19 protein-coding genes are annotated in these 26,480 nt (G+C 71.0%); 9 read left to right on the top strand and 10 right to left on the bottom strand.

Annotated features, from left to right (window positions below; translation table 11 throughout):
- The first annotated feature begins 185 nt into the window (after nt 1-185).
- From OG985_RS06050 to OG985_RS06040, 3 genes are all read left to right on the top strand, one after another.
- On the top strand, nt 186-1,688 hold the full coding sequence (locus OG985_RS06050; protein WP_371667173.1) for a glycoside hydrolase family 43 protein: 1,503 nt from the start codon (nt 186-188) through the stop codon (nt 1,686-1,688).
- Nucleotides 1,689-2,100: 412 nt separating this feature from the next.
- The gene (locus tag OG985_RS06045; RefSeq protein ID WP_371667172.1) at nt 2,101-2,898 is read left to right on the top strand and encodes a hypothetical protein; all 798 of its coding nucleotides are present in this window, start codon (nt 2,101-2,103) and stop codon (nt 2,896-2,898) included.
- A 76-nt stretch (nt 2,899-2,974) separates the two neighbouring features.
- On the top strand, nt 2,975-5,875 hold the full coding sequence (locus tag OG985_RS06040) for an AAA family ATPase (protein ID WP_371667171.1): 2,901 nt from the start codon (nt 2,975-2,977) through the stop codon (nt 5,873-5,875).
- 11 nt (nt 5,876-5,886) lie between these two features.
- Here the strand turns inward: OG985_RS06040 and OG985_RS06035 are convergent, their stop codons facing one another.
- From OG985_RS06035 to OG985_RS06025, 3 genes are read right to left on the bottom strand one after another with little or no spacing between them, the layout of a single operon-like run.
- The gene (locus OG985_RS06035) at nt 5,887-8,055 is read right to left on the bottom strand and encodes a bifunctional serine/threonine-protein kinase/ABC transporter substrate-binding protein (RefSeq protein ID WP_371667170.1); all 2,169 of its coding nucleotides are present in this window, start codon (nt 8,053-8,055) and stop codon (nt 5,887-5,889) included.
- Nucleotides 8,056-8,095: 40 nt separating this feature from the next.
- Entirely contained in the window at nt 8,096-10,366 is a 2,271-nt protein-coding gene (locus tag OG985_RS06030; protein WP_371667169.1) for a bifunctional serine/threonine-protein kinase/ABC transporter substrate-binding protein, read from the bottom strand.
- Nucleotides 10,366-11,001: a hypothetical protein gene (locus tag OG985_RS06025; protein WP_371667168.1), complete on the bottom strand. Its 636-nt coding sequence runs from the start codon at nt 10,999-11,001 to the stop codon at nt 10,366-10,368. The genes OG985_RS06030 and OG985_RS06025 overlap by 1 nt, the downstream gene beginning before the upstream one ends.
- A 572-nt stretch (nt 11,002-11,573) precedes the next feature.
- On the opposite strand from OG985_RS06025, the gene OG985_RS06020 reads away from it, so the two are divergent.
- The gene (locus OG985_RS06020; protein WP_371667167.1) at nt 11,574-12,521 is read left to right on the top strand and encodes an NADP-dependent oxidoreductase; all 948 of its coding nucleotides are present in this window, start codon (nt 11,574-11,576) and stop codon (nt 12,519-12,521) included.
- A gap of 75 nt (nt 12,522-12,596) precedes the next feature.
- On the opposite strand, the gene OG985_RS06015 is transcribed toward OG985_RS06020, so the two are convergent.
- Complete coding sequence (locus tag OG985_RS06015; protein WP_371667166.1) at nt 12,597-13,274, bottom strand: SDR family NAD(P)-dependent oxidoreductase; 678 nt, start codon at nt 13,272-13,274, stop codon at nt 12,597-12,599.
- 150 nt (nt 13,275-13,424) lie between these two features.
- Between OG985_RS06015 and OG985_RS06010 the strand changes: the two genes are divergently transcribed.
- Entirely contained in the window at nt 13,425-14,123 is a 699-nt protein-coding gene (locus OG985_RS06010) for a TetR/AcrR family transcriptional regulator (protein WP_371667165.1), read from the top strand.
- 119 nt (nt 14,124-14,242) lie between these two features.
- Here the strand turns inward: OG985_RS06010 and OG985_RS06005 are convergent, their stop codons facing one another.
- From OG985_RS06005 to OG985_RS05985, 5 genes are all read right to left on the bottom strand, one after another.
- Complete coding sequence (locus OG985_RS06005; protein ID WP_371667164.1) at nt 14,243-15,109, bottom strand: alpha/beta fold hydrolase; 867 nt, start codon at nt 15,107-15,109, stop codon at nt 14,243-14,245.
- Nucleotides 15,110-15,519: 410 nt separating this feature from the next.
- Nucleotides 15,520-17,409, bottom strand: a complete 1,890-nt coding sequence (locus tag OG985_RS06000) for a propionyl-CoA synthetase (protein ID WP_371667163.1) — start codon at nt 17,407-17,409, stop codon at nt 15,520-15,522.
- A 139-nt stretch (nt 17,410-17,548) separates the two neighbouring features.
- Nucleotides 17,549-18,139 (bottom strand): TetR family transcriptional regulator, encoded by a 591-nt coding sequence (locus tag OG985_RS05995; RefSeq protein WP_371667162.1) that lies wholly within the window; start codon nt 18,137-18,139, stop codon nt 17,549-17,551.
- A gap of 47 nt (nt 18,140-18,186) precedes the next feature.
- A complete protein-coding gene (locus OG985_RS05990) occupies nt 18,187-19,662 on the bottom strand; it encodes an MFS transporter (RefSeq protein ID WP_371667161.1) in 1,476 nt (491 codons plus the stop codon).
- A gap of 99 nt (nt 19,663-19,761) precedes the next feature.
- A complete protein-coding gene (locus OG985_RS05985; protein WP_371667160.1) occupies nt 19,762-20,460 on the bottom strand; it encodes an SDR family oxidoreductase in 699 nt (232 codons plus the stop codon).
- 555 nt (nt 20,461-21,015) lie between these two features.
- Here OG985_RS05985 and OG985_RS05980 point away from each other — a divergent pair.
- From OG985_RS05980 to lpdA, 4 genes are all read left to right on the top strand, one after another.
- Nucleotides 21,016-21,513, top strand: a complete 498-nt coding sequence (locus OG985_RS05980) for a winged helix-turn-helix transcriptional regulator (RefSeq protein WP_371667159.1) — start codon at nt 21,016-21,018, stop codon at nt 21,511-21,513.
- Nucleotides 21,514-21,639: 126 nt separating this feature from the next.
- Nucleotides 21,640-22,173: an SRPBCC family protein gene (locus tag OG985_RS05975; protein WP_371667158.1), complete on the top strand. Its 534-nt coding sequence runs from the start codon at nt 21,640-21,642 to the stop codon at nt 22,171-22,173.
- On the top strand, nt 22,173-23,234 hold the full coding sequence (locus tag OG985_RS05970; protein ID WP_371667157.1) for an LLM class flavin-dependent oxidoreductase: 1,062 nt from the start codon (nt 22,173-22,175) through the stop codon (nt 23,232-23,234). The genes OG985_RS05975 and OG985_RS05970 overlap by 1 nt, the downstream gene beginning before the upstream one ends.
- 434 nt (nt 23,235-23,668) lie before the next feature.
- Complete coding sequence (lpdA, locus tag OG985_RS05965) at nt 23,669-25,081, top strand: dihydrolipoyl dehydrogenase (protein ID WP_371667156.1); 1,413 nt, start codon at nt 23,669-23,671, stop codon at nt 25,079-25,081.
- A 374-nt stretch (nt 25,082-25,455) separates the two neighbouring features.
- On the opposite strand, the gene OG985_RS05960 is transcribed toward lpdA, so the two are convergent.
- A complete protein-coding gene (locus OG985_RS05960; protein WP_371667155.1) occupies nt 25,456-26,472 on the bottom strand; it encodes an NADP-dependent oxidoreductase in 1,017 nt (338 codons plus the stop codon).
- Nucleotides 26,473-26,480 lie beyond the last annotated feature (8 nt).

Below are 26,480 nucleotides of genomic sequence, written 5' to 3'. Positions count from 1 at the left end.
TCGACCCGTGGACCGTGGTGCGCGCCCCGAGTCCACCCAGACCGTCCCGGCCTACTCGATCACGGTCGTACAACTCCATCCCGCCCGCTGAACCGGCGGCCCCCGAACCCTTTGCCCACGCCGGCTCGGCGTGGGCGGAGCCGTGAGAACACGAACCACTGAAAGGACCGATCAGGGTGTCGAGCATGCCCGAGACGGGCACCACCGTCAGCAACCCCGTGATCCCCGGCTTCCACCCCGATCCGAGCGTCTGCCGGGTGGGCGAGGACTACTACGTCGCGTGTTCCAGCTTTGAGTACTTCCCCGGTGTGCCCCTCTTCCACAGCCGGGACCTCGTGCACTGGACGCAGATCGGCAACGCGCTGGACCGGCCGAGCCAGTTGCGCCTGCCGCTGGACGCGCCCTCCTCGGGAGGGATCTACGCGCCCACCCTGCGGCACCACGACGGCCGGTTCTGGCTGATCGTCACAAACGTCAGCGGCGACGGCAACATGCTGTTCACGGCCACCGACCCGGCAGGCCCCTGGTCCGATCCGATCCGGCTGCCGGGCGTGCCCGGCATCGACCCGGATCTCGCCTGGGACGACGACGGCACCTGCTGGTGCACCGTCGCCGGTGTGGGGCAGGTCCGTCTCGACCCCCACACCGGGGAGACGCTGGGCGCGCCCACGCGGCTCTGGTCCGGCACGCCCGGCGCCAAGGCCCCGGAAGCCCCGCACCTGTACCGGATCGGCGACTACTGGTACCTGCTCATCGCCGAGGGTGGTACCGAGCGGTGTCACGGCGTCTCGATCGCCCGTTCCCGCACGCCCAACGGCCCGTTCGAGCCGTGCCCGGACAACCCGATCCTCACCCACCGCGGCACCGAACACCCCATCCAGAACACCGGCCACGCGGACCTGGTCCAGGCGCCCGACGGTTCGTGGTGGATGGTGCTGCTCGGCGTACGGCCGGGCGGTGGCAGTCCGGGCTGGCACGTCATCGGCCGCGAGACGTTTCTCGTGGCGGTCGACTGGGTCGACGGCTGGCCCGTGGTCGGCGAACTGTCGTCCCTCCTGCCCGCGCCCCCCTGGCCGCTCCAGCCCCAGCCGGCCGTGCCGAACCGGGACGACTTCGACCTGAGCGAGCTGGCCCCGCACTGGGTGTCACTGCGTCACCGTCCCGCGGAGGACTGCACCACCAAGGAACGGGCCGGCTGGCTGACCCTCCGCGCCCGCGGCGCATCGCTCGACGACACCGACGTGACGTTCGTCGGCCGCCGGCAACAGCATCTCTCCTGCCGCGCGCGAACCCTGGTCGACGTGGGAGAGGGACGCGGCGGCTTGGCCGTCCGCCTCGACGAGCAGCACCACTACGACATCGAGGCCGTGTCCGGCGAGGTCCACGTGCGCGCCCGTATCGGCCCGTTGAGCACCGTCGTGGCGTCCCGTCCGGTACCGCCCGGGCCCGTGGTGCTCCGCGTCGAGGTGACCGCCGTAGCCACCATGCACGACCCGCGCACCGGCCCCGACACCGTCTCGATCGGCATCGAGGAACCCGACGGCACGTTCGTCGAACTGACCTCGCTCGACGGCCGCTACCTGTCCACGGAGGTCGCGGGCGGTTTCACCGGCCGGGTCCTCGGCATGTTCGCGGCGTCCGGCTCCGTTCACTTCGACTGGTTCGACTACCGGTCGCTCGACCACTGAGCATTGCCCCGGCCGTGCATGTGCGGTGACTCGGGGAGCGAGCTGTCCGGGCACGAGCTCCTGACGCGGTGCCGGTTTCGAACCGGCACCGCGTCGTCGCGCTTCGGCCCGGTTCCAGGATCTGACGGTCGGCCATGTCGGTGCGATGGGTTCCCGGCGTGACCATGACGAACGCCCCTGTCCGGGCTGTCCGGTGCGATCGGCTCAGGCGGGCCGGCACGGCGATGCAGGTCGTCACCGGGCCCGGACCGGGGGACGCCGAGCCCTTCACCCACCGCGTCGACGGGCCGGGAACATGTGCCGTCCATGACGCGGTCACGGCGGCTGGTCGGCCGCAACCATGGTCTCGTGTGCGGCGTGTGATCAGGTGGGACGGCTTTCGCCCGTCCTCGAACACGAGCGAGGGCGGCCGATGACGCAGGAACGGACCGGGGACACGACGTCGCGGACGACACCGGGCGGGAGTCCGACCAGGACGGTACGAGCCCGTGTGGTGCGCTGGGTCTTCCGCCTGGTCATGGCTGCCCTGATCCTGCTGCTCGCCGTGCGCACCTACGAGGAGACGGCCATAGCGCACGCTCGGTCGAACGGCTCGCTGCGCACGGCCGAGGCCACCGTCACCAAGCTGACGACCCACACGTCGAGCGGGACGGACGGCGGAGGACAGGACGGCGGTGACGGCCACTGGTTCGTCACCACCACGCACACCATCGAACTGCGCGTCGGCGCCGACACGAAGACCGTGAACGACGTCCCGGACCGGTCCGCGGACGACCTCCGGGAGGGACAGCGGGTCGCGGCGAGCCTCTGGCACGGGCGGGTCGTGGAGATCGACGGGCGGGACGTGTGGCACGGCTGGCACCCCGGGGGTTGGGACATCACGCTGTTCGTCACGTATCCGTTGATCACGGGGTACGTGATCGCCCTCGCCCTGGCCGCCGCCGGCTACCTGGCCGGGCTCGGCGGCCGGGTGCGGTTCGAGCAGGAGCACCGGATCGGGCCCTTGGGACTGGGGCTCGTCGTCGGGGCGGCGGCGGCCTTCGTGCTCATCGCGCGCGCGGCTTCGGGACACGTCGTCCCGTTCTGGCCGCTCATTCCCATCGGCGCCGGAACCGCGGCCGCGCTGGCCGGGCTGCGCGGGAAGCGCCGGTGGGCCCGGGTGCCCACCGTCACGGACACACCGGACGGGAGTGCGCCGGCCCAGGGGTGAGAGCCGGGTCTCCGGCCATCCTGTGGGACCACTCTGTAATGATCAGGCGAACTCGGTGGGGAAGGGAGACGCGCTGGTGCCGGCACGGGACGAGACGGCGACGACACTGGTCGGCAGAGCCGAGGAAATGACCCGGCTCGACTCGGTGATCGGCCGACTCGGCCAGGACGGCGTTCCCGCTGTCGTCGACCTCGCGGCGGACGCCGGCATGGGCAAGAGCCGGTTGCTGAGCGAACTCTGCGCACGGGCGCGGCGGAGCGGGCTGACCGTGCTGCGCGGCAGGGCCACGGAGTACGAGCGGCACACTCCGTTCCAGACCTTCACGGACGCGTTCGCCGACGTCGATCGCGCCGTCCTCGACTCGGATGCCGTGTCCGAAGCGGCGGCACCGGTGCTGCGCGGCGCCGACAGTGTGCGGGGCGCCGCGTCGGGCACCGGAAACCGCGATCGCTTCGGGCTCTATCGCGCCGTGGCGGAGGTGCTGACCAGGCTCGGGGAACGGAGCGGGCTGGTGATGGCCCTGGACGACCTGCACTGGGCCGATCCCGCGTCCCTTGAGCTGCTGGACCACTTGATCCGGCACCCCCCGCGGGGCCGGGTGCTGCTGGTCGTGGCGCGGCGGGAACGGCAGACGCCGCACTCGCTCGTCGCCGCTCTGACACGCGGCGTCGACAGCGGAGCCGTACTGCCCATGGCGCTGCGGCCGCTGCCCGAACGGGACGCCATCGAGGCGCTGGCCTGCGACCTGGCACCACGTGACGCCCAGGAGATCTACGCATCCAGCGAGGGCAACCCGCTGTATCTCCTCGCCCTTCTGCACGCCCACCGGCACGGCACGTCATCCGCGCGGGACACGATCGCCCGGGCCGACGACGGCACCGCGTCGGAAGTGCCGAGCGGACTGGGCTCGCTGCTCCTGGACGAACTGACCGCGCTGACCGAGGCCCAGCGCCGCACCGTGGAAGCGGTGGCGGTCCTCGGCGATCACGCGACGCTCGCCATGCTGAGCCGGACGACCGGCCCCGTCACGGCCGAGGAACTCGACGACCGCATCGGCGCGTTGGTACGGCGCGATCTGCTGCGCAGGAGGTCCGACGGCCGCTGGACGCTGCGTCACCCGCTGCTGCGGACACTGGTCTACGAGAACACCCCCGCGTCGCGCCGTGCCGGGATCCATCGCGCCGCGGCGGACGAACAGGCGCGGGCAGGCATCCCCGCGACCGAGCGGGCTCACCACGTGGAGAGGTCGTTGGTCGGCTGGGATCCGGTGGCGGCGGCCGTGTTGAGCGAGGCGGCCGCCCAGTTCGCCCACACGGCGCCCGCGACCGCCGCCCATCTGCTGGACGTCGTCCTCCGGCTCATGCCGGACACCCCCGCATTCGCCAACCGGCGTGGGGAGTTGACGCTGGCGCGCGCCAGAGCCCTCGGTACGGGCGGCAGTCTGCGGGAGAGCCGCGATCTGCTCCACACACTGATCAGCAGGTCCGGGCAGGACGACGCGTTGCTGCGGGGGGACGCCATCGCGCTGTGCGCCATGATGGAACGGCACCTCGGACACTCCCCGGAAGCCATCGCCCTGTTGCAGCGGGAACTGGTCCGCAGCCCCGGCCCCGGGCCGCGCCAGGCGGTCTCCCTGGGGCTCGCGCTGGGCATGGCCGCCCTCAACACCGTCTCCTACCCCGACGTACGCGACGACGTCGAACGGACGCTCGCCGTGGCCCGCTCCCACGGCGATCTCACGGGAGAGCTGGGGGCCTTGGCGCTGGCGTCGTTGGGCGAGGCCTACGAAGGGGAGACCGCGGCGGCCCGGCGGTTCGCCGATGCCGCCGCCGGGCTCGCCGACGGTCTGACCGACCCCAGCCTCACCGAACTGTGCGAGTCGCTGGTGTGGTTGGCCTGGGCGGAAGCCCTGCTGGAGCGCTACGCCGACGCGGAACGCCACGCCGACCGGGGACTGGACATCGCCCGCCGCGGCGGCCAGGTCCACGTCCTGCCCCACCTGCTGAGCAGCAAGGCCTTCGTGCACCTCAACACCTGTCGGCTGCCGTCCGCCCTGGAGCAGGCCGAGGAGGCGGAATCCGTCGCACGAGCCATCGGCAGCAGCGATCTCCTGGCTTTCACCCTGACCTTCAAGGCACTGATCCTTCTCCTGCACCGCCCCCTGGGCGACACCGGCGCCCTGGCGACCGCCGAGGAGGCCGTGGCCACGGCCGGCCGAAGCAGCCACTGGTGGGCGTCGCTGGCCAGGTGCGTGCTCGGTCACACCGCGCTCGTGAGCGGCGACCCGCGCCGCGCGCAGGACTCCATCCTGAAGGCCGGCGGTCCCGAACTTCTGGGACTGCAGCCCTCCACCCGGCCCGGCCAGCTGGACACGCTCGTGGGTACCGCCCTCGCTACCGGCGACGTGGCGCAGGCCGCGCGCTGGGCGGCACGAGCCGCCGAGGAAGCCGACCGGATGGGTCTGCACGGCCAGCGCGGGGCGGCTCTGCGCGCCGAGGCGGCGCTCGCCCAGCACCGCGGCGACGCCCGCGCGGCCGCGGACCTCTTCGAGCGCGCCGCGCAGGCGTACGCACCGTCCGGAGCGGTGACCTGGGAGGCGTACTCCCTGTTGCTGGCGAGTGTCCAGGCGCGTGCCGCGGGTGAGGGTCCGAGCGCGGTCGCGATGTGGGAGCGGGCCTGCCGCATCGCCGACGCCGGGGGCGCGCGCCTGCTGTCCGACCTGGCCGCGCTCGTACGCCCGCAGGCCCCGGAAGTCCCGCGCGCACCCACAGAGCTCGACCAACTGACCGCACGGGAAGGGGAGATCGCCGAACTCGTCGCCGAAGGGCTGAGCAACCAGGCCATCGCGACGAAGCTGTACCTCAGCCGCCGTACGGTCGAGACGCACCTGTCGGCCATCTACCGCAAGACCTCCGTGTCGTCCCGCTCGGCACTGGCGGCACTCATGACGCGTGCCGCCCTCGACCGGAGCACGTGAACGGTGAACGCTCAGGTCGTGGCGTCCCGGTAGTCGCCGAGACAGCGGAAGACGCCCCCGGTCGCCCGGAACAGGTACATCGCGTCCGCGTAGCGGTAGGTGGACGAGTCGTAGTGCAGCCGTTTGGCGATCCCCCGGTAGTCGGTCTCGCGCAAGCGGCCCGTGATCGCGGCCCGTTGCGGACGGGACGTGCCCAGGGCCGTCATGGCGCGGGCGACGAAGAGCGTCGCGTCATAGGCCTCGACGGAGTACCAGGGCGGTGCGGCGGCGAAGCGTGCGCGGTAGGCGGTGACGAACGACTTCGCGGCCGGCACCCGGGTCGGATCGAGGAAAGAGGCGGCGAACACCCAGCCCTCGGCGGCAGCGCCCGCCGAGGTGAGGAAGCGGGGGTCGAGGGCGCGCTGCGTGGCCAGCCGCGCACCGGAGTAGCCGGCGGAGCGCAGCGCGCGGGCCAGCCGCGCGGTCCGCGCGTACCCGCCGCCGAAGACCACCGCGTCCGCTCCCGCATGCGTCACCGACTCCGCGAGGGCGCGGAAGTCGCCGTCCGCGTCGTCCCCGGCGGCGAGGGTGCGCCGCATCGTGGTGCGCTGCCCGGATCGCACGGCCTCGTCGACGCTTGCGCACAGACGCCAGCTGAAGTCGCCCTCGGCGGCGTCGTCGATCAGCACCGTCCTGCGGGCTGCGACCGTGCGCACGAGGTACCTCACGACCGGCGTGGCCAGGGTCGAGTCATTGGGGCGGGTGGCCGCGTACACCCGGTACTTGGTGGGGGACACCTCGTCGAGTCCGACCGACACGGTGACCATCGGGAGCCGTGCCTGCTGGTAGAGGCCGAGGGTCGCCTCGGCACAGGTGTCGGTGGTCGGCCCGATCACGGCTCGGACCCGGTCGTCGGCCGCCAGCCGCCGGGCGATCTCCCGCGCCCGGGCCGGGCTGCCTTCGTCGTCGTGCACCTGGACAGCCAGGTCGAAGCGGCGGCCGGTGCGCGAGTTGAGGTGGTCGACGGCGAGGCGGAGGCCGTTCTCCTGGGCGCGGCCCGTCGTACGACCGCTGTCGCTCAGGTCGGCGTGCAGGGCGACGACCAGGCGTGGCCGCCGGGTTCCGGTGCTCTGGGCGGACGTGCGGCCGGGACCTCGTGCCGTCCACCACGCCGCCGTTCCGCCGGCTGCCACGACACCCGTGACCGAACCCAGGACCAGGAAGCGGCGGCGGGAAGCGCCGGCCGGGGGGACGGCCGTCGTGTCACCGGACGACGCGTCGGTGACCGTTGGCGCGGTCACCTCGGTCGCCTCGACGGCGGGCAGGGCGAGCACCACGGCCGAGCGGCGCGCGATCAGCCGGATCAGGGACTCCGGCAACCAGGCCCCGCCCTCGCCCACGCCGTCCAGAGCCTGCCGTACGTCGGCCACCGTCGGCCGGGAGCCGGGCTCCTTCGCCATGCACCCCCGCAGCAGCGGCAGCAACTCCCTTGGTACGTCGTCCAGTTGGGGCTCGTCGTGGACCGTGCGCACCAGCGTCTCGGCCGCGGAGCCGTGCCCGAAGGGGCGCTCGCCCGTCACCGCGTACACCAGCAGACAGCCGAGGGAGAAGACGTCACTGGCCGGGCCGATCTCCCGGCCCCTGCCCTGGGCCTGTTCGGGGGAGAGGAACCCGGGGGAGCCGACCACCATTCCGCTGGCGGTGAGCGCCGTGTCCTCCGGCATCCGGGCGATCCCGAAGTCGATCATCCGGGGCCCGTCGACCGCGAGAAGCACATTGCCAGGCTTCACGTCCCGGTGCACAAGACCCGCCCCGTGCACCGCGTCGAGCGCCTCGGCCAGCCGCGCGCCCAGGACGCGGACGGTCCCGTACGGCAGCGGCCCGCGTTCCTCCACCGCCTCCGCCAGCGAGGGTCCCGGCACGAACGCCGTGGCGAGCCACGGCGACTCGGCGTCCGGGTCGGCGTCGAGCAGCGGCACCACCCAGGGGTTGGCAACCCGGCCCGCCGTCTCCACCTCACGGCGGAAACGGGCCCGGAACCCCGCGTCGTCCGAGTGCGCCGGGCGGATCACCTTGACCGCGGCGAGCGCACCTCCGGGGGAGCGGGCCAGGTACACCACACCCATGCCGCCCGCGCCCAGTCGTCGCAGCAGCCGGTAGCCGGCGATCCTGGCCGGGTCGGCGCCGCGCAACGGCTCCATCAGCGTCCCGTCGGATGGACGGCCGGGACGAACCGCCCCATCAGGTCGACACCTGGAAAGGCGCCACGCCCTGGTAGGCGAACCTGCCGTCGTCGACCTTCCACAGGTACACACCGCTGCCGTCGATGACCAGAGCGCCGGTCGTCTTGTCGAACGCGAGGTTCCTGGAGATGCCCTTGTAGGTGGCCGAGCGCAGCGCCCTCGTCAGATTCGGCCGGGTACGACGCCCGACGGTCAGCGAGCGCAGACCGCGCACGGCGAGCTGCGCCACGTCGTACGTCTCGACGGCGTACCGCTCAGGCTCCGCCTGGAAACGCTTGCGGTAAGCGGCCCTGAACGTCTTGGCCTCGGGCGCCACAGTGGCGTCCATGACCGGCGCGACGAGCACCCACCCGTCGGCCGCGTCCCCCGCGGCGGCCAGGAACCGCGCGTCGAGCACCCCTTGGGCCGCGGCCCTGGCTCCCGGGAAGTCACGGCTGGTCAGTTCCCGCGCCAGCAGCGCTGCCCGGACGTGATAGCCGGCGAACACCACGGAGTCCGCGCCCCCGTCGAGCAGGGCGTCGAGGGTCGGCCCGAAGTCGGTGCGCAGGGCACTGACCACCTTCGGCACGGCCGGCTGCCGTGCCTTCCGCAGGATGGTGGCGAGGGTGCTGCTGAGCTCCCAGCCGTAGGAGTCCGCCGCTCGGTCGTCGACGATCCCGACCGTGCGCGACTTCGCGGTGCCGCGCAGATACGCGTCGAGGTGGAACGGCAGGATCGTGTCCGTCACGCGGGCGTGCAGGAAGGACCGGCTTCCCATCACCGTCAACACGGTGGCGCCGGGCGACACGGCGATCAGGGGCAGCGAGGCGGCGTCGTACGTCGCCAGGGAGGCCAGGGCGGTGGCGTCCGTGGTGGGACCGATCACGGCCAGCACGGAAGGGTCGGCGACGAGCTTCTTGGCCGCGCCGACCGACGCGGCCGGCTCACCGCCGTCGTCCACCGTCTTCACTTCGAGAGCGAAGGGGCTGCCCGGACGGGCGTTGAACTCGTCGACGGCGAGCCGCAGTCCCCGCTCCTGAGCCCGGCCGACCGCCTTCTGGTCGCCGCTCAGGTCGGCATGCAGCCCGAGCGTGTACACGGGACTGCCGGCCTTCGGGGTGGCGGCGTCGTTCTCGTCGTCACGGGAGAGGGTGGCCCACGCGGCCACTCCACCACCGGCCGCGACGACCGCCGCGCCGCCGGTCAGGAGGAGGAAACGGCGTCTGCCGCCGGCACGGGGCGCGGGCTGCGCGGCAGTGGTGTCCGCCGAAGCGGTACCGGCGGACGCGGGGTCGACCTCGGTGTCGTCGATGGAGGGCAGCGCGAGTCCTGCGGCCGACCGTTCCGCGATCAGCCGGACCAGCGGCTCGGGCAGCCAGGCCTCTTCGGTGGCGTCCGGCTGCTTCTCGCCGCCGGTTTTGTCCTCATCGGGGGCTGGAACAGGTACGACTCTCAGGGCCTCCCGGGGGTCGGGCGGCGAGGACGGCGCGGCGGCCGTGAGGGCCTCGGACAGCGTCTCGGCCGTGGGCCGCAGCTCCGGGTCCTTCTCCAGACAGCTGCCCACCAGCTCGGCGAGTTCGGCCGGAACACCCTCCAGGTCCGGCGCGTCGTGCACCGTCCGGTACAGCAGTGCGTCGATCGACCCGGTGCCGAACGGAAGGCGGCCGGTCGCCGCGAAGGCCAGCACACAGCCCAACGAGAAGACGTCTCCGGCCGGTCCCGGATCCCCCGCGCCCTGGGCCTGTTCCGGCGGCAGGAACCCCGGCGTGCCGACCACGACACCGGTCGAGGTGAGAGCGGTGTCCTCGGGATCGCGGGCCACACCGAAGTCGATCAGCCGCGGTCCGTCGAGCGCCAGCAGTACGTTGCCGGGCTTGACGTCCCGGTGCACGAGACCGGCAGCGTGGAGCTCACCCAGCGCCTCGGCGAGCCGCGCCCCCAGCACCCGCAGGCTCGACACCGGAAGCGGACCGTGCTCGGCAAGGGCCTCGGCGAGCGAGGGACCGGGGACGAACGTGGTCGCGAGCCAGGGCTGCGCCGCCTCGGGGTCCGCGTCCACCAGCGACGCCACCCAGGGGCTGGTCATCCGGCGAGCCGTGTCCGCCTCACGTCGGAACCGCTCCCGGAAATCGGTGTCTTCGGCGTACTCGGCCTGAATCACCTTGAGCGCGACCAGTGTTCCGCCGGCCGAGCGGGCCAGGTACACCACGCCCATGCCGCCGGCGCCGAGCCGTCCGAGCAGCCGGTAGTCCGCCAGCCTGGCGGGGTCGGAGTTACGCAGCGGCTCCATCACTTCCCCTTCAGCCGCTGCTCGATGCGCGTCAGCATCTGAGCCAGGGCCTTGCTGCCGATTTCATTGACTTCCTGCCCGGTGTAGCCGGTGCCGGACGTCACGGAGACGGCCACGACGACCGTGCCCAGCCGGGCGAGCATCCACCGGTACGGCTGCGCGGCACCGCCGCCCTCGACGAACTGTCCCGCCTCCAGCACGGAGTCGTCGGCGTACTCCTGCTCGCGGGCGCCGAAGGGGGTGCCCAGCGACGCCAGACCCGTGATGTGCTCGTCCGACCTCGGCTGTTGGTCCGGGCAGCGCAGCACCTCTTCGAGAGTGGTGCTCAGCTGTTCGTCGGCGCCGAGGACGGAGGCGTGCACGGTGGCCACCGCCGTCACCTTGACCGCGCCCTTGCCCTCGCCGGCGGGCAGGCGGCCGTAGCGGGACGTGCTCGCCAGCACCCCGCGCGGAAGCCTCTCCCGCTGCCACCGACAACTCTCCATCAGCACGGCCCAGGTGCCGGGAGTGCTCTCGGCCGGGGTCCGGGCGACGTAACCCCGCCCCCAGTCGTCAGGTTCGAGCACGACGGACTCGGCCAGTCGGCGCCCGTCCTTCGAGGTCCGGGGAACGAGGGAGGCGTCGGCCGTGAACACGGAAGAGGCGCCGGACGAGCTGCTCGACGGGCTCGCTTCGACACTCGGCGAAGGACTGCCGGAAGCGTTCGGCGAAGCGCCGGCCGCGGGCGAACCGCTCCGCTGGGGTGCCGCGTCACCCGCCCCCTGGGCCGAACACCCGGCCAGCAGACTGCCCGTCACCAACAGAGCCAACCAACCGACCCGCCCTCCAAGGGAGTTGTCTGTCACTCCGTCCCCTCAACACCGTTCGCACCGTCCGAGGCTTCGAACATAGACGGCCATGAGGGAAGGGACCTCAGTGGAATTACGTATCGGGCTACGTAGTTTGCGGCACCGGCACAACGACCTCGCGGCCGGCGCCCATGCGCCCGCGTACACGCACAGCATCCGTATGAAGAAGCGCGGCGGTGTCACCAAGGACGCTGACGGGGTTGAGGATGTGACGTGCCCGTCGCCGGACCGACACTCGCCCCGTGGGCCGAGCGGGTGTCGAGCACCGATGACGCAGCGCACACCGTGCATGGTGCCGCGCGGATGGAAATGACCACGAGGGGCGGGAATGAGCCCCTCCGGAACGGCGTTGCCCTGACATGAGCGTAGTGGTGGTAGCGAGCGCATACGGCGGGCCCGAGGTGCTGTCGGTGATCGACGAACCGGTCCAGGAGCCCGGGCCGGGCCAGGTGCGCATCGCGGTCCGTGCCGCCGGCGTCAACCCCTTCGATCACAAGGTGTACAGCGGCGCTCTCGGGACCGATCCGGCGAACCTGCCGCTGCGGCTCGGCTCCGAGGCGGCGGGTGTGGTGACCGCGGTGGGCGCCGGCGCGGCCGGCCCAGCGGGTCCGGTCGAGGTCGGCGACGAGGTGATCGCCTATCGTGCGTCCGGCGCGTATGCCGCCGATCTGGTGGTGCCGGCATCGTCGGTGGTGCCGAAGCCCGCGGGGTTGTCCTGGGAACAGGCCGGCGGCCTGCTCGCCGTCGGCGCCACGGCCGTACACGTTCTCGAAGCGATCGGCCTGCGTAAGGGCGAGTCGGTGCTGGTCCACGGCGCCGCCGGAGGAGTCGGCCTGACGGCTGTGCAGCTGGCGGTGGCGCGCGGCGCCACCGTTTTGGCAACGGCGAGCCCGGCCAAGCATGACCTGCTGCGCGACCTGGGGGCGATCCCGATCGCGTACGGGCCCGGCCTGGCCGACCGGGTACGCGCGGCAGCGCCGGGAGGCGTCCACGCGGCGGCCGACCTGGTGGGCACCGACGAGGCGGTGGACGTCTCCGTGGAACTCGTGGCGGACCGTTCCCGCATCGCCACCATCGCGGGCTTCGGACGCGGGGCCCAGGCCGGCATCAAGCTCCTCGGCGGCGGTCCCGGCGCGGATCCGGGTACGGACGTCCGCGCCGCCGCCCGCCTGCAGCTCACCGAGGCTGCGGCGGCCGGGCGACTGCGCGTCCTGGTCGCCGGCAGCTACCCGCTCAGCGAAGCCGCTGCCGCCCATCGCCAGATCATGACCGGTCACACCAGCGGAAAAATCGTCCTGGTGCCGTGACTCCTTGATCAGGCTGTGGCGCGGCAGCGCTGCACCACAGCCTGATCAAGGGCCGGCGTGGGAGCGGACGCCGCCTCAGCCCCTGTAGACGATCTCGGCCCGGTCGCGCTGGGTGGTGTGCAGGTCCCAGTACACGGAGGAGACGGCCTCGGGCGTGGCCGCCTTGAGCGCGGGGTCGATCGAGGCGCCGCCGAGCGCCACGTCGATGGCGATGTGGGCGGCCTGGACGCCGGTGCCGTCCAGTTCCTTGTGCAGGTTGACGACCCAGTTGCGCAGTGCCGCGGCGGCGGCGTTGACGTTTCCGACCATCGGCAGCGGGTCGAGAGAGCCGGCGCCGGTGGTGTAGAGCAGGGTGCCCGTGCCGGCCTCGCGCATCGCGGGCAGTACGGCCTTGGTGGCGGCCATGGCCCCGTACAGCTGGACCTCGATCTCGTGCTGGATGTGGGAGGGGTCGCTCTCGGCCGGAGTGGCCAGCACGGTGGATTCCATGGCGAGCGGGGAGTACTCCAGGACGTCGATGCCACCGAACCTGGCGGCGGCGTCCTTGAGCGCCTGGGCGAGCGCGGCATGGTCGAGTACGTCCGCGGGGAAGGCGGCGGCGGTGATGCCCTCGGCGGTGAGTGTGGCGACGAGGCCGTCGAGCTTCTCGCGGTTGCGGGAGATGAGGGCGACGTCGAGGCCCTGGGAGCCAAAAGTGCGGGCGATGGCCATGCCCATCTGGGGGCCGGCTCCGATGATGGCGATGCTGGTCACAGCGATCCTTTCGCGAACACCCGGTCGGGTGCGCAGGGGCAAATTCGGATAGACCTATCCGATTAGGGAACCGGATAGGTCTATCCGGCTCGTCGCCAACACGCTAGCACCAAAAATGGATAGGTCAATCCGATTGCTAGACTGGTCGGCATGACCCCTGGCTCCCAGTACCCCGACGACACCGCCGCCCAGCCGCTGCGCAGCGATGCCGAGCGCAACCGGGGGCGGATCATCGCCGCCGCGCGCAGGGTCTTCGCCCGTGACGGCCTGAGCGCCTCCATGGCGTCCGTGGCCCGCGAGGCGGGCGTGGGCATCGCCACCATGTTCCGCCGCTTCCCCACCAAGGAAGAGCTGGTCGCCGCCGTCTTCGCCGACCGTATGGACGCCTACGCCGACGCGGTCGCCACCGCGCTCGAGGACCCCGACCCCTGGAACGGGTTCGTCGGCTACATCGAGACCGCCTGCGCGATGCAGGCCGCCGACTACGGCTTCGCCGACGTGCTGACCACGTCCTTTCCCACCGCCAAGGCCATGGAGGAGCGCCGCAACGAGGCGTACGAGGGCATGGTGCGGCTCATCGGCCGTGCCAAGGCCGCGGGCAGGCTGCGCGAGGACTTCGACTCCTCGGACATCGTGCTGCTCCACATGGCCAACGCCGGTGTCGTCAACGCCACCGCCGGTGCCGCCCCCGACGCCTGGCGGCGCGTCGTCGCCCTGTTCGTCCAGTCCTTCGAGGCCCCTGCCCGCGGCGCCCTGCCCCCGTCGCCCCCGCACGACGACCTCCACAAGGCCATGCTCCGTGACAGCCCGTCCGCTCTCACCCCGCCGGAACCGGACACGACCAGCTGATCGAAGGTCGGTGCCGCCGTACCTGGGTCAGGTGCGGCGGCAGCATGTCGCGAGCCTACGATCACTCGCGCTCCTGGTTGGACGTTCGCGCGTCACGCGCCGACTGTGTTGAGCACTTACTACCGCTCGAGGAACTCCAGCGCTGCGGCAACGAACTGGTCGTGGAACTGGAAGATGCCGCCGTGTCCGGCGTCGGGGTAGATCACCAGCTCGCTGTTCGGCAGCCGCCGGGCCAGGTCGGCCGAGTTCTTCGTCGGCACCATCCTGTCGTGGTCACCGTTTGCGACGAGCACGGGCTGGCGGATGACAGAGAGGTCGTGGGGCTGCTCCAGGCCCCAGCGGTGGATGGCCTTGAGCTGGTTGCTGTACGAGATCGGGGAGATCGCCCTGTCACGGTCGACGGTGCGCTCCTTCAGGCGGGCCAGGAACTCCTTGCCGGCTCGACGCCCGCCCGCGGTGCGGGTGAAGAAGAGGAACCGCTTCGGGTCCTGGAGGGTGAACAGGGCTCGGACGGTGTCGAGATGGGACAGCACCGTCACGTTCCTGATGCCCTCGCCTCCCGCGGGACCGGTGCCGCTGAGGATGAGCTTGCGGACGAGGTGCGGGTCGGTCTGCGCGATCACCTGGGCGATCATGCCGCCCATCGAGAAGCCGTGGATGTCGACGTGCTCCAGTCCGAGTGCCCGGATGAACGTGACGGCATCCTTGGCCATCGCCTGGATGGTGCGCGGCGTTGAACCGGTGGCGGCGCCGACGCCCCTGTTGTCGAACGTGATGACCCGGTGCTTGGCGGCGATGCCGTCGACGACCCTGGGGTCCCAGTTGTCGAGGACCGCGGCGAGGTGGGTGATGAAGACCACCGGGGTGCCGGTCCGGGGGCCGAGCTCGCGGTACGCGAAGGTCACTCCACCGGCGGTGATGGTGCGGGTCGGCGCGTCCTTGTAGGACCTCACCACGTCGTTTCGTGCTTCCTGCTTCTCACTCATGGCCGTGTCCTTCGGGTGGGGTGTCAGCGAGGGCCGCTCGTCAGGCCGGGTATCGCGCTTCGATGATTGAAGTATGACCGTAATTCTATGAAGACGCAAGAGTGCACGGGCGGACGGAACGAGAGGAACGTCAAGGCAGTAGTGGCGGCACCGGATGTCATGGGCGCACGTGCCGCGCCAGGGTCGGTGCCACCGTCTCGCCGAAAGGCGACGCACCGGGCACCCCGCCGGCCGGGCCACTGCCTGCCGCGACGAGCTCGCGCCAATAGTCAGGACGGCAAGAAGGTGGCCGCCGCTAGACAGGTGCAGTGGCGGACCGAGGGGGAGGACCCCCGTGCCGGGCCGGATTCACCTCGTCCGGAAGGTGAACCTTCCGGACCGATCCGCCGCGGCGGCCCGACAGCTGAGGCTCACGGCGTGCGGCCGTTGCGGCGGAGAACCGGTCGCAGCGTCTCGATGACACCCGGGTCGTCCACCGTGGACGGGATGGGCTCGTCGTGGCCGTCGGCGATGCCGCGCATGGTCTTGCGCAGGATCTTCCCCGAGCGGGTCTTGGGCAGGGCGGCGACGACCGTGACGTCCTTGAGTGAGGCGACGGCGCCGATGCGTTCGCGCACGAGCTGGACGAGTTCGGCCTCGATCTCGCCTGCTTCGCGGGAGGTGCCGGCCTTCAGGACGACGAAGCCGCGCGGGATCTGTCCCTTGAGTTCGTCGGCGACCCCGATGACGGCGCATTCGGCGACGTCGGGGTGGGCGGCGAGGGCTTCCTCCATGCTGCCGGTGGACAGCCGGTGACCGGCGACGTTGATGACGTCGTCGGTGCGGCCCATGACGAACACATACCCGTCGTCGTCGATGTGTCCGCTGTCACCCGTCAGGTAGTAGCCGTCGAAGGCGGAGAGATAGGAGGCGACGAAGCGGTCGTCGTCGTTCCAGAGAGTGGGCAGCGCACCGGGTGGCAGGGGGAGCTTCACGACGATCGCCCCGTCCGTGCCCGCGGGCACCGGCTCTCCCGCGGCGTCGAACACGCGGACGTCCCAACCTGGCAGCGGGCGGGTCGGGGAGCCGGGCTTGAGGGGAGCGGCTTCGATGCCGACCGGGTTGGCGACGATGGGCCAGCCGGTCTCGGTCTGCCACCAGTGGTCGATCACCGGGACGCCCAGGAGGGCGCTCGCCCAGTGGTAGGTCTCCGGGTCGAGCCGCTCTCCGGCCAGGAAGAGATAGCGCAGGTGGGAGAGGTCGTAGCCGGTGGTGAGCGTTCCCTTCGGGTCCTCCTTCCTGATCGCCCGGAAGGCGGTGGGCGCCGTGAACATGGTCTTGACCCGGTACTCGGCGGCGACCCGCCAGAACTGGCCCGCGTCCGGTGTGCCGACCGGCTTGCCCTCGTACAGGACGGTTGTCGCACCGACCAGCAGGGGTGCGTAGACGATGTAGGAGTGCCCGACGACCCAGCCGACGTCGGAACCGGTGAACATCGTCTCGCCCGGGCCCACGTCGTACACAGCGCCCATCGACCAGTGCAGCGCCACCGCGCAGCCGCCGCAGTCGCGAACAACTCCCTTGGGCTTCCCGGTTGTTCCCGACGTGTAGAGGATGTACAGGGGATCGGTGGCGGCGACGGGAACGCAGTCGGCCGGGGGTGCGGCGGCGATCACGTCGGCCCAGTCGAGATCGTCGGGCCCCAACTCGGCCACCGCCTGCGGGCGTTGCAGGATGACCCGCTTCTGCGGCTTGTGGCCCGCGAGTTCGATCGCCCGGTCCAGCAGCGGCTTGTACGCGATGACACGCTTGCCTTCGATGCCGCAGGAGGCGGAGACGACCACCTTGGGGGTCGCGTCGTCGATGCGGACGGCGAGTTCGTGCGGGGCGAACCCGCCGAAGACAACCGAGTGGACCGCGCCGATGCGTGCGCAGGCCAGCATCGCGATCGCGGCCTCGGGGACCATCGGCATGTAGATCACGACCCGGTCGCCGTGCCCCACACCGAGCTGCACGAGCACTCCGGCGAAGGCGGCCACCTCGTCCTTCAGTTGCGCGTACGTGTAGGTGCGTCGGCTGTCGGTCACGGGGGAGTCGTGGATGAGCGCGGGCTGTTCGCCCCGGCCCGCTTCCACGTGCCGGTCCACCGCGTTGAAACAGACGTTGAGCCGCCCGTCGGGAAACCAGCGGTAGAAGGGTGCGCCCGAGCGGTCCAGGGCCCGGCGCGGAGCGACATCCCAGTCGATGGCCTCCGCCGCCCTCAGCCAGAAGCTCTCCGGGTCTTCGGTACTGGCGCGATAGACATCCTCGTAGGTTCCCACTGCGCACTCCTTTGTCGCATCGAGGGACCGGGCAGCGATGGCGGCGCACCGGAGTACCGGCGTAGCCGCGTAACCGCGTAGGACGAGCGTATGCGCCAGGCATCCGGTCTCGGTTCGTCGCCCGGTCGTGCGGCGCGCGTCAGCCCGACTGCTTGATGCCCAGTGCGGTGAGGGCGTTGTGGATGCCCTCTTCGAGGAGTGCGTCGGAGAGTTCCCGGTCGGCCAGAGCGCGGGAGAGCTGCAGTGTCCCGATCATCATGGCGTAGACGCTGAGGGTCTTCGAGCGTTCCGAGCCGGGATCGGCTGGTGCCAGGCGGGCGGCGATACCGTCGATCACTTCCAGTACGCCGTCGGTGTACGCCTGCTTGGTCGCGTCCGTGCAGCGCCCGATCTCGTCGAGGAGCGCGGCGGACGGGCAGCCGTCGTCGGGACTGTCGCGGTGCTGGGGCGACAGATACCACCGCACGATCTGCTCCAGCCCGGCGATGCCAGGCGCCGCCTGCTCGACGACGTTCGCGTTCAGCACGCGCAGTTGGTCGGCGACCGCGGTCGCGACCAGGTCGTCCTTGGACTCGAAGTGGGCGTAGAACGCGCCGTTGGTCAGCCCGGCGTCGGCCATGAGCGTCGCGATTCCCGAGCCGTCGATGCCGTCCCGCTTGAACCGGCGGCCGGCCGTCTCGATGATGTGCTTCCTCGTCGCCTGCTTGTGCTCTTTGCTGTACCGCACCACACGCTCCTCCAGGCGTCGGAAGGGTCCCGTGCCCTCCGCCGACTCCCTCATTGTATGGTATTGCGAGTGTAATCCAATGAGGCGTAGGCGCCGGCGGGGGATTCGCCCGAGGCCGGGTTCACGGCCGTATGGGCATCGGCCTTGCGCTGCCCGGGAATCAGGAACAGCAGTACCGCCGCGAGGGTGACCGCGCCGGCGCCGGCCCAGAGTGCGGGCGTGAGCCCGTCCACGAACATCGCGGCGGAGCCGTAGCCGCCCTGGGCGGAGAAGACGGCCGCCAGTGACGCCACGCCGAGGGCGCCGCCGACTTCGCGGATGGCGTTGTTGGCGCCGGAGGCGATGCCCTCCTCCTCCGGGCGGACGGTGCTCATGACGAGGTTCGCGGACGGGGCGAAGAACATTCCCATGCCGATCCCGCACACGATGAGGGCTGGCAGCAAGGAGGTGTACGACACCTGCGGCTCGACGGCCAGCGCCCAGAGGCCCAGGCCCACCGCGTTCAGGGCCATTCCCACCCCGACGACCGGGCGGCCGCCGATGCGGTCGGAAAGCGCTCCGGCGAGCGGTCCGGCGATCATGGGCATGGCGGTCCAGGGCAGCATCCGTACTCCGGCCTGCATCGGGGAGTAGCCGCCGACGGTCTGCAGGTACTGGCTGAGCAGGAAGATCGAGCCGAACATCCCCAGGAACATCAGCAGGCTCGTCGCGTTGATGGCGCTGAAGGAGGAATTGCGGAACAGCCGCATGGGAAGCATCGGGTGCTTGGCGCGCAGTTCCCACGCGACGAAGGCGGCGAGCAGGACCGTACCGCCGATCAGGCCGCCCAGCACCGGGGTGCTGGTCCAGCCGTCGGCGTCACCGCGGACGAGGGCGTAGACGATGCCGAACAGGCCGCCGCTGGCCAGCACCGTGCCGGGCAGGTCCAGGGTCGGGTTCGGACCGTGGCTCTCGGTCAGCCTGAGCCGGGCGAGGGGAATGAGCGCCAGTCCGATCGGGACGTTCACCCAGAAGATCCACTGCCAGGAGAGGTGCTCGGTGAGCGTGCCGCCGATCAGCGGTCCGGTGGCGACGGCGATGCCACTGGCCGCGCCCCAGATGCCGAAGGCCACGCCTCGCCGCTCGGGCGGGACGGCGGCCGACAGCAGAGTGAGCGTCAGAGGGGTGACGATCGCGGCACCGACGCCCTGTGCCGCGCGGGCGGCGATCAGTTCGCTCATTCCCGGAGCGAGCGCGGCACCGGCGGAGGCGGCGGTGAAGATGCCGAGCCCGAGGACGAAGAGCCGTCGGCGGCCGAAACGGTCACCGAGGGAGGCGCCGAACATGAGCAGCACCGCGAAGGTGAGCGTGTAGGCGCTCACCGTCCATTCGAGGTCTTGAAGTCCCCCGCCGAGGTCCTCGCGGATGGAGGGGAGGGCGGTGGTGACGATCAGGTTGTCGAGCGCGGTGATGAATCCCGCAACGCTGGTGATGATGATCGCCCATACGGTGGCGTTGCGCCCCGCCGACTGCTGTTGCTGGTGCATGGAGCTGCTCCTCGCGGACACAATGGTGGTTGATCAATAAGTGCTTGGGCGCAGAACTTCTCCTGCGCGGTCACCGTGCGGTTCTCGGTCGGCAGGCCTTCAGGGCAGCTGGGGATAGAGCGCCGACACGCCTACGGCCAGCGCCGCCTGGGCCTGGCGGGCGGCGTCGTCCGCGAGGATCTCGTAGGCGCCGGCGGCGAGGCCGTCGACGGCGATCCGGGCGATGTCGGCGGGGTTCGACTTCGCCGCGTCGACTTCCCTGACCATGTCGGTGTCCATGTAGCCGACGTGCAGCCCGGCGACCCGGATGCCCTGGTCGGCGAGTTGCACACGCAGGGCGTTGGTGAGCGACCACTCGGCGGACTTGGCGGCGCAGTAGGCGCCGAGTTCGGGGAAGCTGACCCAGGACAGACCGGAGAGAACGTTCAGGATCGCCCCGCCGCCGTTGGCCGCGATCTGGGGCGCGAAGGCGCGGACCACCGACAGGGTGCCGAAGTAGTGGGTGTCCATCTCCAGGCGGATGTCGGCGAGGTCGGCCGCGAGCAGGTCCGCACCGGTGGACGACCCCGCGTTGTTGACCAGGAGGGTCACGTCGCCGGTGGCCTTGACGGCGGCCGCGACGGAGTCGGGGTCGGTGATGTCGAGCGCGATCGGCTTGGCGCCGGGCAGGTCGATTTGGTCGGGGTTGCGGGCGCCGGCGTGGACGGTGGCGCCGCGGCTGAGCAGTTCGGCGGCGAGTGCTCGGCCGAAGCCCCGGTTGGCGCCGGTGACGAGGACCGTGCTGGTGGAGATGTCCATGAAGAAGCTCCTGACGAGGTGAAAGGCAGGTTGGTGGGATCGGGCCTTGAAGGCCGCACCGATGTCCGTGGAGGGCGCACCGCCGTGAGCCTGTGCCCAAGCCGTCGGTGGTGAGGACTTGGCAGCTTTGAAGTATGACCGTAATTCTATGAGAGGAGGAGCGGTGATCACAAGTGCTGGTCGCGATGAGTGTGGGGAGCGTGCTGTCCGACCGGTGAGGGCGCGAGCATGAGCCGAGGTGGCGGCCCGACCCCAGGGCCGACCGCCTTGGCGCTAGGGGTCCACGGCGGGCCCCTGGCTCAACCTGCTGCTACCGGAGCGGCGGACCGCCCGCCCGCCGGCGAGCGGTTCCCGGCGGGCGCCCGCCTCGCGCGTGTCCCACGGTCGGCGCGCGCGGGACCTTGGGGAAGACGTACCCCCACGCGTACGCGCTGTTCATTCCCGGCGGACCCGGCGGACCCGGCGGCCCTCGATGAGCGGAAATCCCACCGTGCCTCGAATGGGTAGGCAATGACCTGCTGGGTCTTACGACTGGACGAACCTATGCTGGCTGCCATGAGACGGACATCCTTTGCGCAGTGGCCCTGCTCGATCGCCCGGACCATGGACCTGCTCGGGGACTGGTGGACGCCGCTCGTGCTGCGCGAGGCGTTCTACGGGATCCAGCGGTTCGACGCCTTCCAGGAGGCGTTGGGGATCGCCCGCAACACCCTGACGGACCGGCTGCGCCGCCTGGTCGACGAGGGACTGCTGGAGAAGCGGCCGTATCAGTGCGAGCCGGTCCGCTACGACTACGTGCTCACCGAGATGGGGCGAGACTTCTACGGCGTACTGCTGGTGATGAACCGGTGGGGGGACCGCTGGCTGGCCGGTGAGGCGGGCCCGCCGGTGGCCATGCACCACGACGTGTGCGGGCAGGAGAGCCACGCCGCGGTGGTGTGCGCGGCCTGCGGCGAGCCGATGACCGCCGACAACACCCACGCCCGGATGGGTCCCGGCTATCCGCCGCACCTGGCCGAACGGCCCGACGTGCGCGAGCGCTTCGCCGGCTGACCTGGCCGGCCGCAGCGGCTGTGTCCGCCCCGGTCTACCCTTGACAAGTAAGTCTATCTACGCAACTTTACTGGTCAGAGCCTCAAAGGTGAGGGACTCGGGAAGAGCAGGGAGGGCCGCGAAACCATGGAGTGGACGGGCGCGCGCTATGCGGACAAGCCGACGGTCGAGGTGCGGACCTGGATCGACGCCCCGGCGGGACGGGTGTGGACGCTGGTCTCCGACATCGGGCTGATGCCGCGCATGAGCCCCGAGTTGCAGTCGGTGGAATGGCTTGACGGCCGGAGCGGTGCTGCCCTGGGCGCCCGGTTCGTCGGCCGGAGCAAGCACGATGCGCTGGGGGAGTGGGCCACCACGTCCCATGTCGTCGAGTACGAGCCGCCGCGAACACTCGCCTGGGCGGTCGAGGATCCACAAGAACCCACGGCCATCTGGCGATTCACCCTGGAGCCGGAGAACGGCGGCACGCTGCTGCGGCAGTGGATGCAGATGGGGCCGGGCCGCTCGGGCCTGTCCTTCGCCATCGACCGTATGCCGGACAAGGAGCAGAAGATCGTCTTCGTACGGATGCGGGAGTTCGAGACCAACATGACCGGCACCCTCGAAGCGATCAAGAAAATGGCCGAGAGCGCCCGGACCACGGGAGAGGGGGGTCGGTGATGCGTACGTCCACCACGATCGAAGCCTCCGGCGCCGACTGGCGGGAGATCGTCGACTACGTCACCGAGGCGGAGAAGCTCGGCCTGGACATCTGCTGGGTCGCGGAGGCCTGGGGCTCCGAGGCGCCGTCACCGCTGGGCTACCTCGCCGCCAGGACCGAGCGCATGCTGCTCGGCTCCGGCATCATCCAGCTCGGCACCCGCACTCCGATGGCCATCGCCCGCGCCGCGATCACGCTGTCCCAGATCTCCGGGGGACGATTCCTCCTCGGCCTCGGCCCCTCCGGTCCGCAGGTGATCGAGGGGCTGCACGGGGTGCCCTTCGCCCGGCCGCTGGCACGGATGCGGGAGACCGTCGAGATCGTGCGCCAGGCCGCCTCGGGGGAGAAGGTCTCCTATTCCGGGCGGGAGTTCCACATCCCGTTGCCGGGCGGGGAGGCCAGGCCCATGCGCCTGTCGATGCGCGCCGAGCACGACATCCCCGTCTACCTGGCGACCCTCTCGCCGAAGATGCTGCGTCTGACCGGCGAGATCGCCGACGGCTGGCTGGGCACCAGCTTCGTGCCCGAGGGCGCCAAGGAGGCGTACTTCGACCACCTGGACCAGGGCCTGGCAGCATCCGGCCGTACGCGTGCCGACCTCGACATCTGCCAGGGCGCCGAGGTCGCCTTCGCCGACGACGAGGACGCGCTGCGCGCGATGGTGGCCGGACGCAAGAAGGAACTCGCCTTCAGCCTGGGCGGCATGGGCTCCTCGACCACCAACTTCTACAACAGCGCCTACAGCCGGCAGGGTTGGGCGGAGGTGGCGGAAGAGATCCGGACCCGCTGGCAGGCCGGGGACCGCGACGGTGCGGCCGGACTGGTCACCGACGAGATGGTGCTGGCGACCACCCTGATCGGAACCGAGGCCATGGTGCGTGAGCGGCTGCGGGTGTGGCGCGAGGCCGGCGTGGACACCGTACGTCTCTATCCTGCCGGCGAGACCCTCGACGCCCGGCTCACCACCCTGGGCCGCGCCCTCGACCTGGTCCGTGACACCGAGGACGCGGGCACGGCGTAGCGACCCCACCTGGCGCCCCGGCGTGGCCACGGCGACCAGGGTCGGGGCGGAGGCGGCCCGCCGTGCGTCTGCCGCCTCCGGTCGCTGTACGGCGCCGTCCGCGAGCCCCGTTCAGGTCTCCGGCCGCCGTGCGTCGGCGTCCGCCGCCAGTCCTACATCAGAGCCTCGCATCGGCCCACCGGTCGGGCCCGATGCGGACGGGACGACGGGGCCCCTCCTGGTCCGGGCCGCCGTCCACGCGGCGGCATCGGCCGCCGGGACCCCGGACTGCACGAGGACGACAAGGCGTGAGACAACCGTCCATGGGCGACTGTTGGAGCATGCTTGCGGAATGGCTTTCCCGTGGCCGCTGCTGAACTGATGGACGAGCTGTTGGACCGGGAGTGCGTCGGCCCCCGTACGAGGCCGGCCACCCCATCAGAAAGGAACCTTTCATGGATGAGCAGGGCGAGCACTTCGACGTCGTCGTCCTCGGAGCGGGCCCCGGCGGATATGTCGCCGCCGTTCGCGCCGCACAGCTCGGCAAGAGCGTCGCGGTCGTCGAGGAGAAGTACTGGGGCGGCGTCTGTCTGAACGTCGGCTGCATCCCGACCAAGGCCCTGCTGCGCAACGCCGAGCTGGCGGATGTCTTCACGCGCGAGGCGAAGACCTTCGGCATCAAGGTCGAGGGAAAGGTGTCCTTCGACTACGGCGAGGCCTACCGCCGCAGCCGCAAGGTGGCCGACGGCCGGGTCAAGGGCGTCCACTACCTCATGAAGAAGAACAAGATCACGGAGATCAGCGGGCGCGGCACCTTCCGTGACCCGCACACGCTCGACGTGGCCCTCTTCGACGGCTCGACACAGACGGTCGGGTTCGACCACTGCATCATCGCCACCGGCGCCACGCCGAAGCTGCTGCCCGGCACCCGCCGCACCTCCCGCGTGGTGACGTACGAGGAGCAGATCCTCGCCGAGGACCTCCCGGAGTCGATCGTGATCGCGGGCGCCGGCGCGATCGGCATCGAGTTCGCCTACGTCCTGCACAACTACGGTGTGAAGGTCACGATCGTCGAGTTCCTGGACCGGGTGGCACCCCTGGAGGACGCCGAGGTCTCCGCCGAGCTCGCCCGCCAGTACCGCAAGCTGGGCATCGACGTGCTCACCTCCACCCGGGTGGAGTCCATCGACGAGTCCGGCCCGCAGGTCCGCGTCACGGTCACCGGCAAGGACGGCAACCAGCAGGTTCTGGAAGCCGACAAGGTGCTCCAGGCGATCGGCTTCGCCCCCAACGTGACCGGTTACGGCCTGGAGAACACGGGTGTGGCGGTCACCGAGCGCGGCGCCATCGACGTCGACGGGCGCTGCCGTACCTCCGTCCCGCACATCTACGCCATCGGCGACGTCACCGCGAAGCTGATGCTCGCGCACGCCGCCGAGGCGATGGGCGTCATCGCCGCCGAGACCCTCGCGGACGCGGAGACCATGGAGCTCGACTACGCGATGATCCCGCGCGCCACCTTCTGCCAGCCCCAGATCGCCAGCTTCGGCTACACCGAGGCCCAGGCCCGGGAGAAGGGCTACGACGTCAAGGTCGCGAAGTTCCCCTTCACCGCGAACGCCAAGGCACACGGACTGGGCGACGCGAGCGGCTTCGTGAAGCTCATCAGCGACGCCAAGTACGGGGAGCTGATCGGCGGCCATCTGATCGGCCCGGACGTCACCGAACTGCTGCCCGAACTGACCCTGGCCCAGCAGTGGGATCTCACCGTGCACGAGGTGGCCCGCAACGTCCACGCGCACCCGACCCTGGGCGAGGCGGTCAAGGAAGCCGTCCATGGCCTCGCCGGACACATGATCAACATGTGAGACAGGGAGGCCTGACCTGAGAGGGCGCGGCCTCGGCTCCTAAACGGGAGCAGTGCCGCGCCCTCGGATGTCAGGCCGGAGATACGGCCGCAGCGTCAGGCCACCGGTATGACGACAGCAGGCACGCGACCGGCGTCGCCTCCCCTGACGGCGTCCCGGGCGCGGGCGACGGCCTCGGGGGGACCCCGAGGGGCACCGCGCTGACGTCGGACAGACGGGTGAACTGCTCCGGGGTCAGCCGGACGTCCAGGGCGCCCAGGTAGTCGTCGAGCCGGGTGAGGTTGCGCGGGCCGATGATCGGCGCGAACGAGGTCGACGTCTGGGCGGCGCGCCCATGGCCGACGATGAACCGGGGTCCGAGTTCCGAGAGGCGCTCATGCGCGCGGGCCCTGCATCCTCACGACGACCTTGCCGGCCTTCGCCCGCCCTTCCTCGGCGTAGTCCAGTGCCTCCGGGGTCGACTCGAACGGGAACACGCGGTCGACGACGGGTCGGATCCTGCCCGCGTCGACGAGCGCGGCGAGCTCGCGCAGCTGGTCCCCGCTGGAGCTCATGAAGAGGAACGAATACGTCACATGACGGCGTCGGGCACGTCGCCGGGTGCGAAAGCTGAGCGCGCTGATCGCCAGTTTGATGACCGGGTTCGCCCCCAGCTCCCTGGCGAAATCGGGATCCGGAGGGCCCGCGATGCTGATGACCTTGCCGCCGGGCCTGAGCACCTGGAGCGACTTCTCGAGAGTCTTGCCGCCGAGGGGGTCCAGCACGACGTCGTAGTCGCGCAGGACCGTCTCGAAATCCTGCTTCCTGTAGTCGACGACGACGTCCGCGCCCAGGCTCTTCACCAGGTCGACGTTGGCCGTGCTCGTGGTCGTGGCCACGGTCGCACCCAGCTGCTTCGCCAACTGGATGGCGATGGTGCCGACGCCGCCGGAACCCGCGTGGATGAGGACCTTCTGGCCCGGCTGGACATCCGCCCGTTCGACCAGTGCCTGCCACGAGGTCAGGGCTACGAGGGGAAGGGACGCGGCCTCCTCCATGGTCAGCGAGGCCGGCTTGACCGCCACGTCGTCCTGGTGCAGCGCGATGAACTCCGCGAACGTGCCGATACGGTCCTTGGCCGGACGTGCGTAGACCTCGTCGCCCACGGCGAATCGCGTGACGGCCTCGCCGACCTTGATCACGACACCGGACAGGTCGTTGCCCAGGATGAACGGCACCCGGTAGGGGAGGATCGCCTTGAACTCCCCGTCCCGCGTCTTGTAGTCGAGCGGGTTGACGCTCGCCGCGTGGACGCGGACCAGGACATCGTCGGCGCCGACCTGCGGATCCGGCATCTCACCCGCACGGAGGCCGGACTTGTCGCCGTAGCGCTCGACCACGAAGGCCTTCATTGTTCTCT

Source organism: Streptomyces sp. NBC_00289, from assembly GCF_041435115.1.
Taxonomy (GTDB): Bacteria; Actinomycetota; Actinomycetes; order Streptomycetales; family Streptomycetaceae; genus Streptomyces.
Note: the sequence above shows the minus strand (reverse complement) of the source record. Positions and strands in the feature narration are given on the sequence as shown.

Coding starts and splice junctions, on each gene's coding strand:
- OG985_RS05985 (WP_371667160.1), bottom strand. CDS start 20,460: ATGGACATCTCCACCAGCACGGTCCTCGTCACCGGCGCCAACCGGGGC.
- OG985_RS06035 (WP_371667170.1), bottom strand. CDS start 8,055: ATGGAGCCGTTGCGCGGCGCCGACCCGGCCAGGATCGCCGGCTACCGG.
- OG985_RS05990 (WP_371667161.1), bottom strand. CDS start 19,662: ATGCACCAGCAACAGCAGTCGGCGGGGCGCAACGCCACCGTATGGGCG.
- OG985_RS05980 (WP_371667159.1), top strand. CDS start 21,016: ATGAGACGGACATCCTTTGCGCAGTGGCCCTGCTCGATCGCCCGGACC.
- OG985_RS06010 (WP_371667165.1), top strand. CDS start 13,425: ATGACCCCTGGCTCCCAGTACCCCGACGACACCGCCGCCCAGCCGCTG.
- lpdA (WP_371667156.1), top strand. CDS start 23,669: ATGGATGAGCAGGGCGAGCACTTCGACGTCGTCGTCCTCGGAGCGGGC.
- OG985_RS06030 (WP_371667169.1), bottom strand. CDS start 10,366: ATGGAGCCGCTGCGTAACTCCGACCCCGCCAGGCTGGCGGACTACCGG.
- OG985_RS06020 (WP_371667167.1), top strand. CDS start 11,574: ATGAGCGTAGTGGTGGTAGCGAGCGCATACGGCGGGCCCGAGGTGCTG.
- OG985_RS05960 (WP_371667155.1), bottom strand. CDS start 26,472: ATGAAGGCCTTCGTGGTCGAGCGCTACGGCGACAAGTCCGGCCTCCGT.
- OG985_RS06050 (WP_371667173.1), top strand. CDS start 186: ATGCCCGAGACGGGCACCACCGTCAGCAACCCCGTGATCCCCGGCTTC.
- OG985_RS05970 (WP_371667157.1), top strand. CDS start 22,173: ATGCGTACGTCCACCACGATCGAAGCCTCCGGCGCCGACTGGCGGGAG.
- OG985_RS06045 (WP_371667172.1), top strand. CDS start 2,101: ATGACGCAGGAACGGACCGGGGACACGACGTCGCGGACGACACCGGGC.
- OG985_RS06005 (WP_371667164.1), bottom strand. CDS start 15,109: ATGAGTGAGAAGCAGGAAGCACGAAACGACGTGGTGAGGTCCTACAAG.
- OG985_RS05975 (WP_371667158.1), top strand. CDS start 21,640: ATGGAGTGGACGGGCGCGCGCTATGCGGACAAGCCGACGGTCGAGGTG.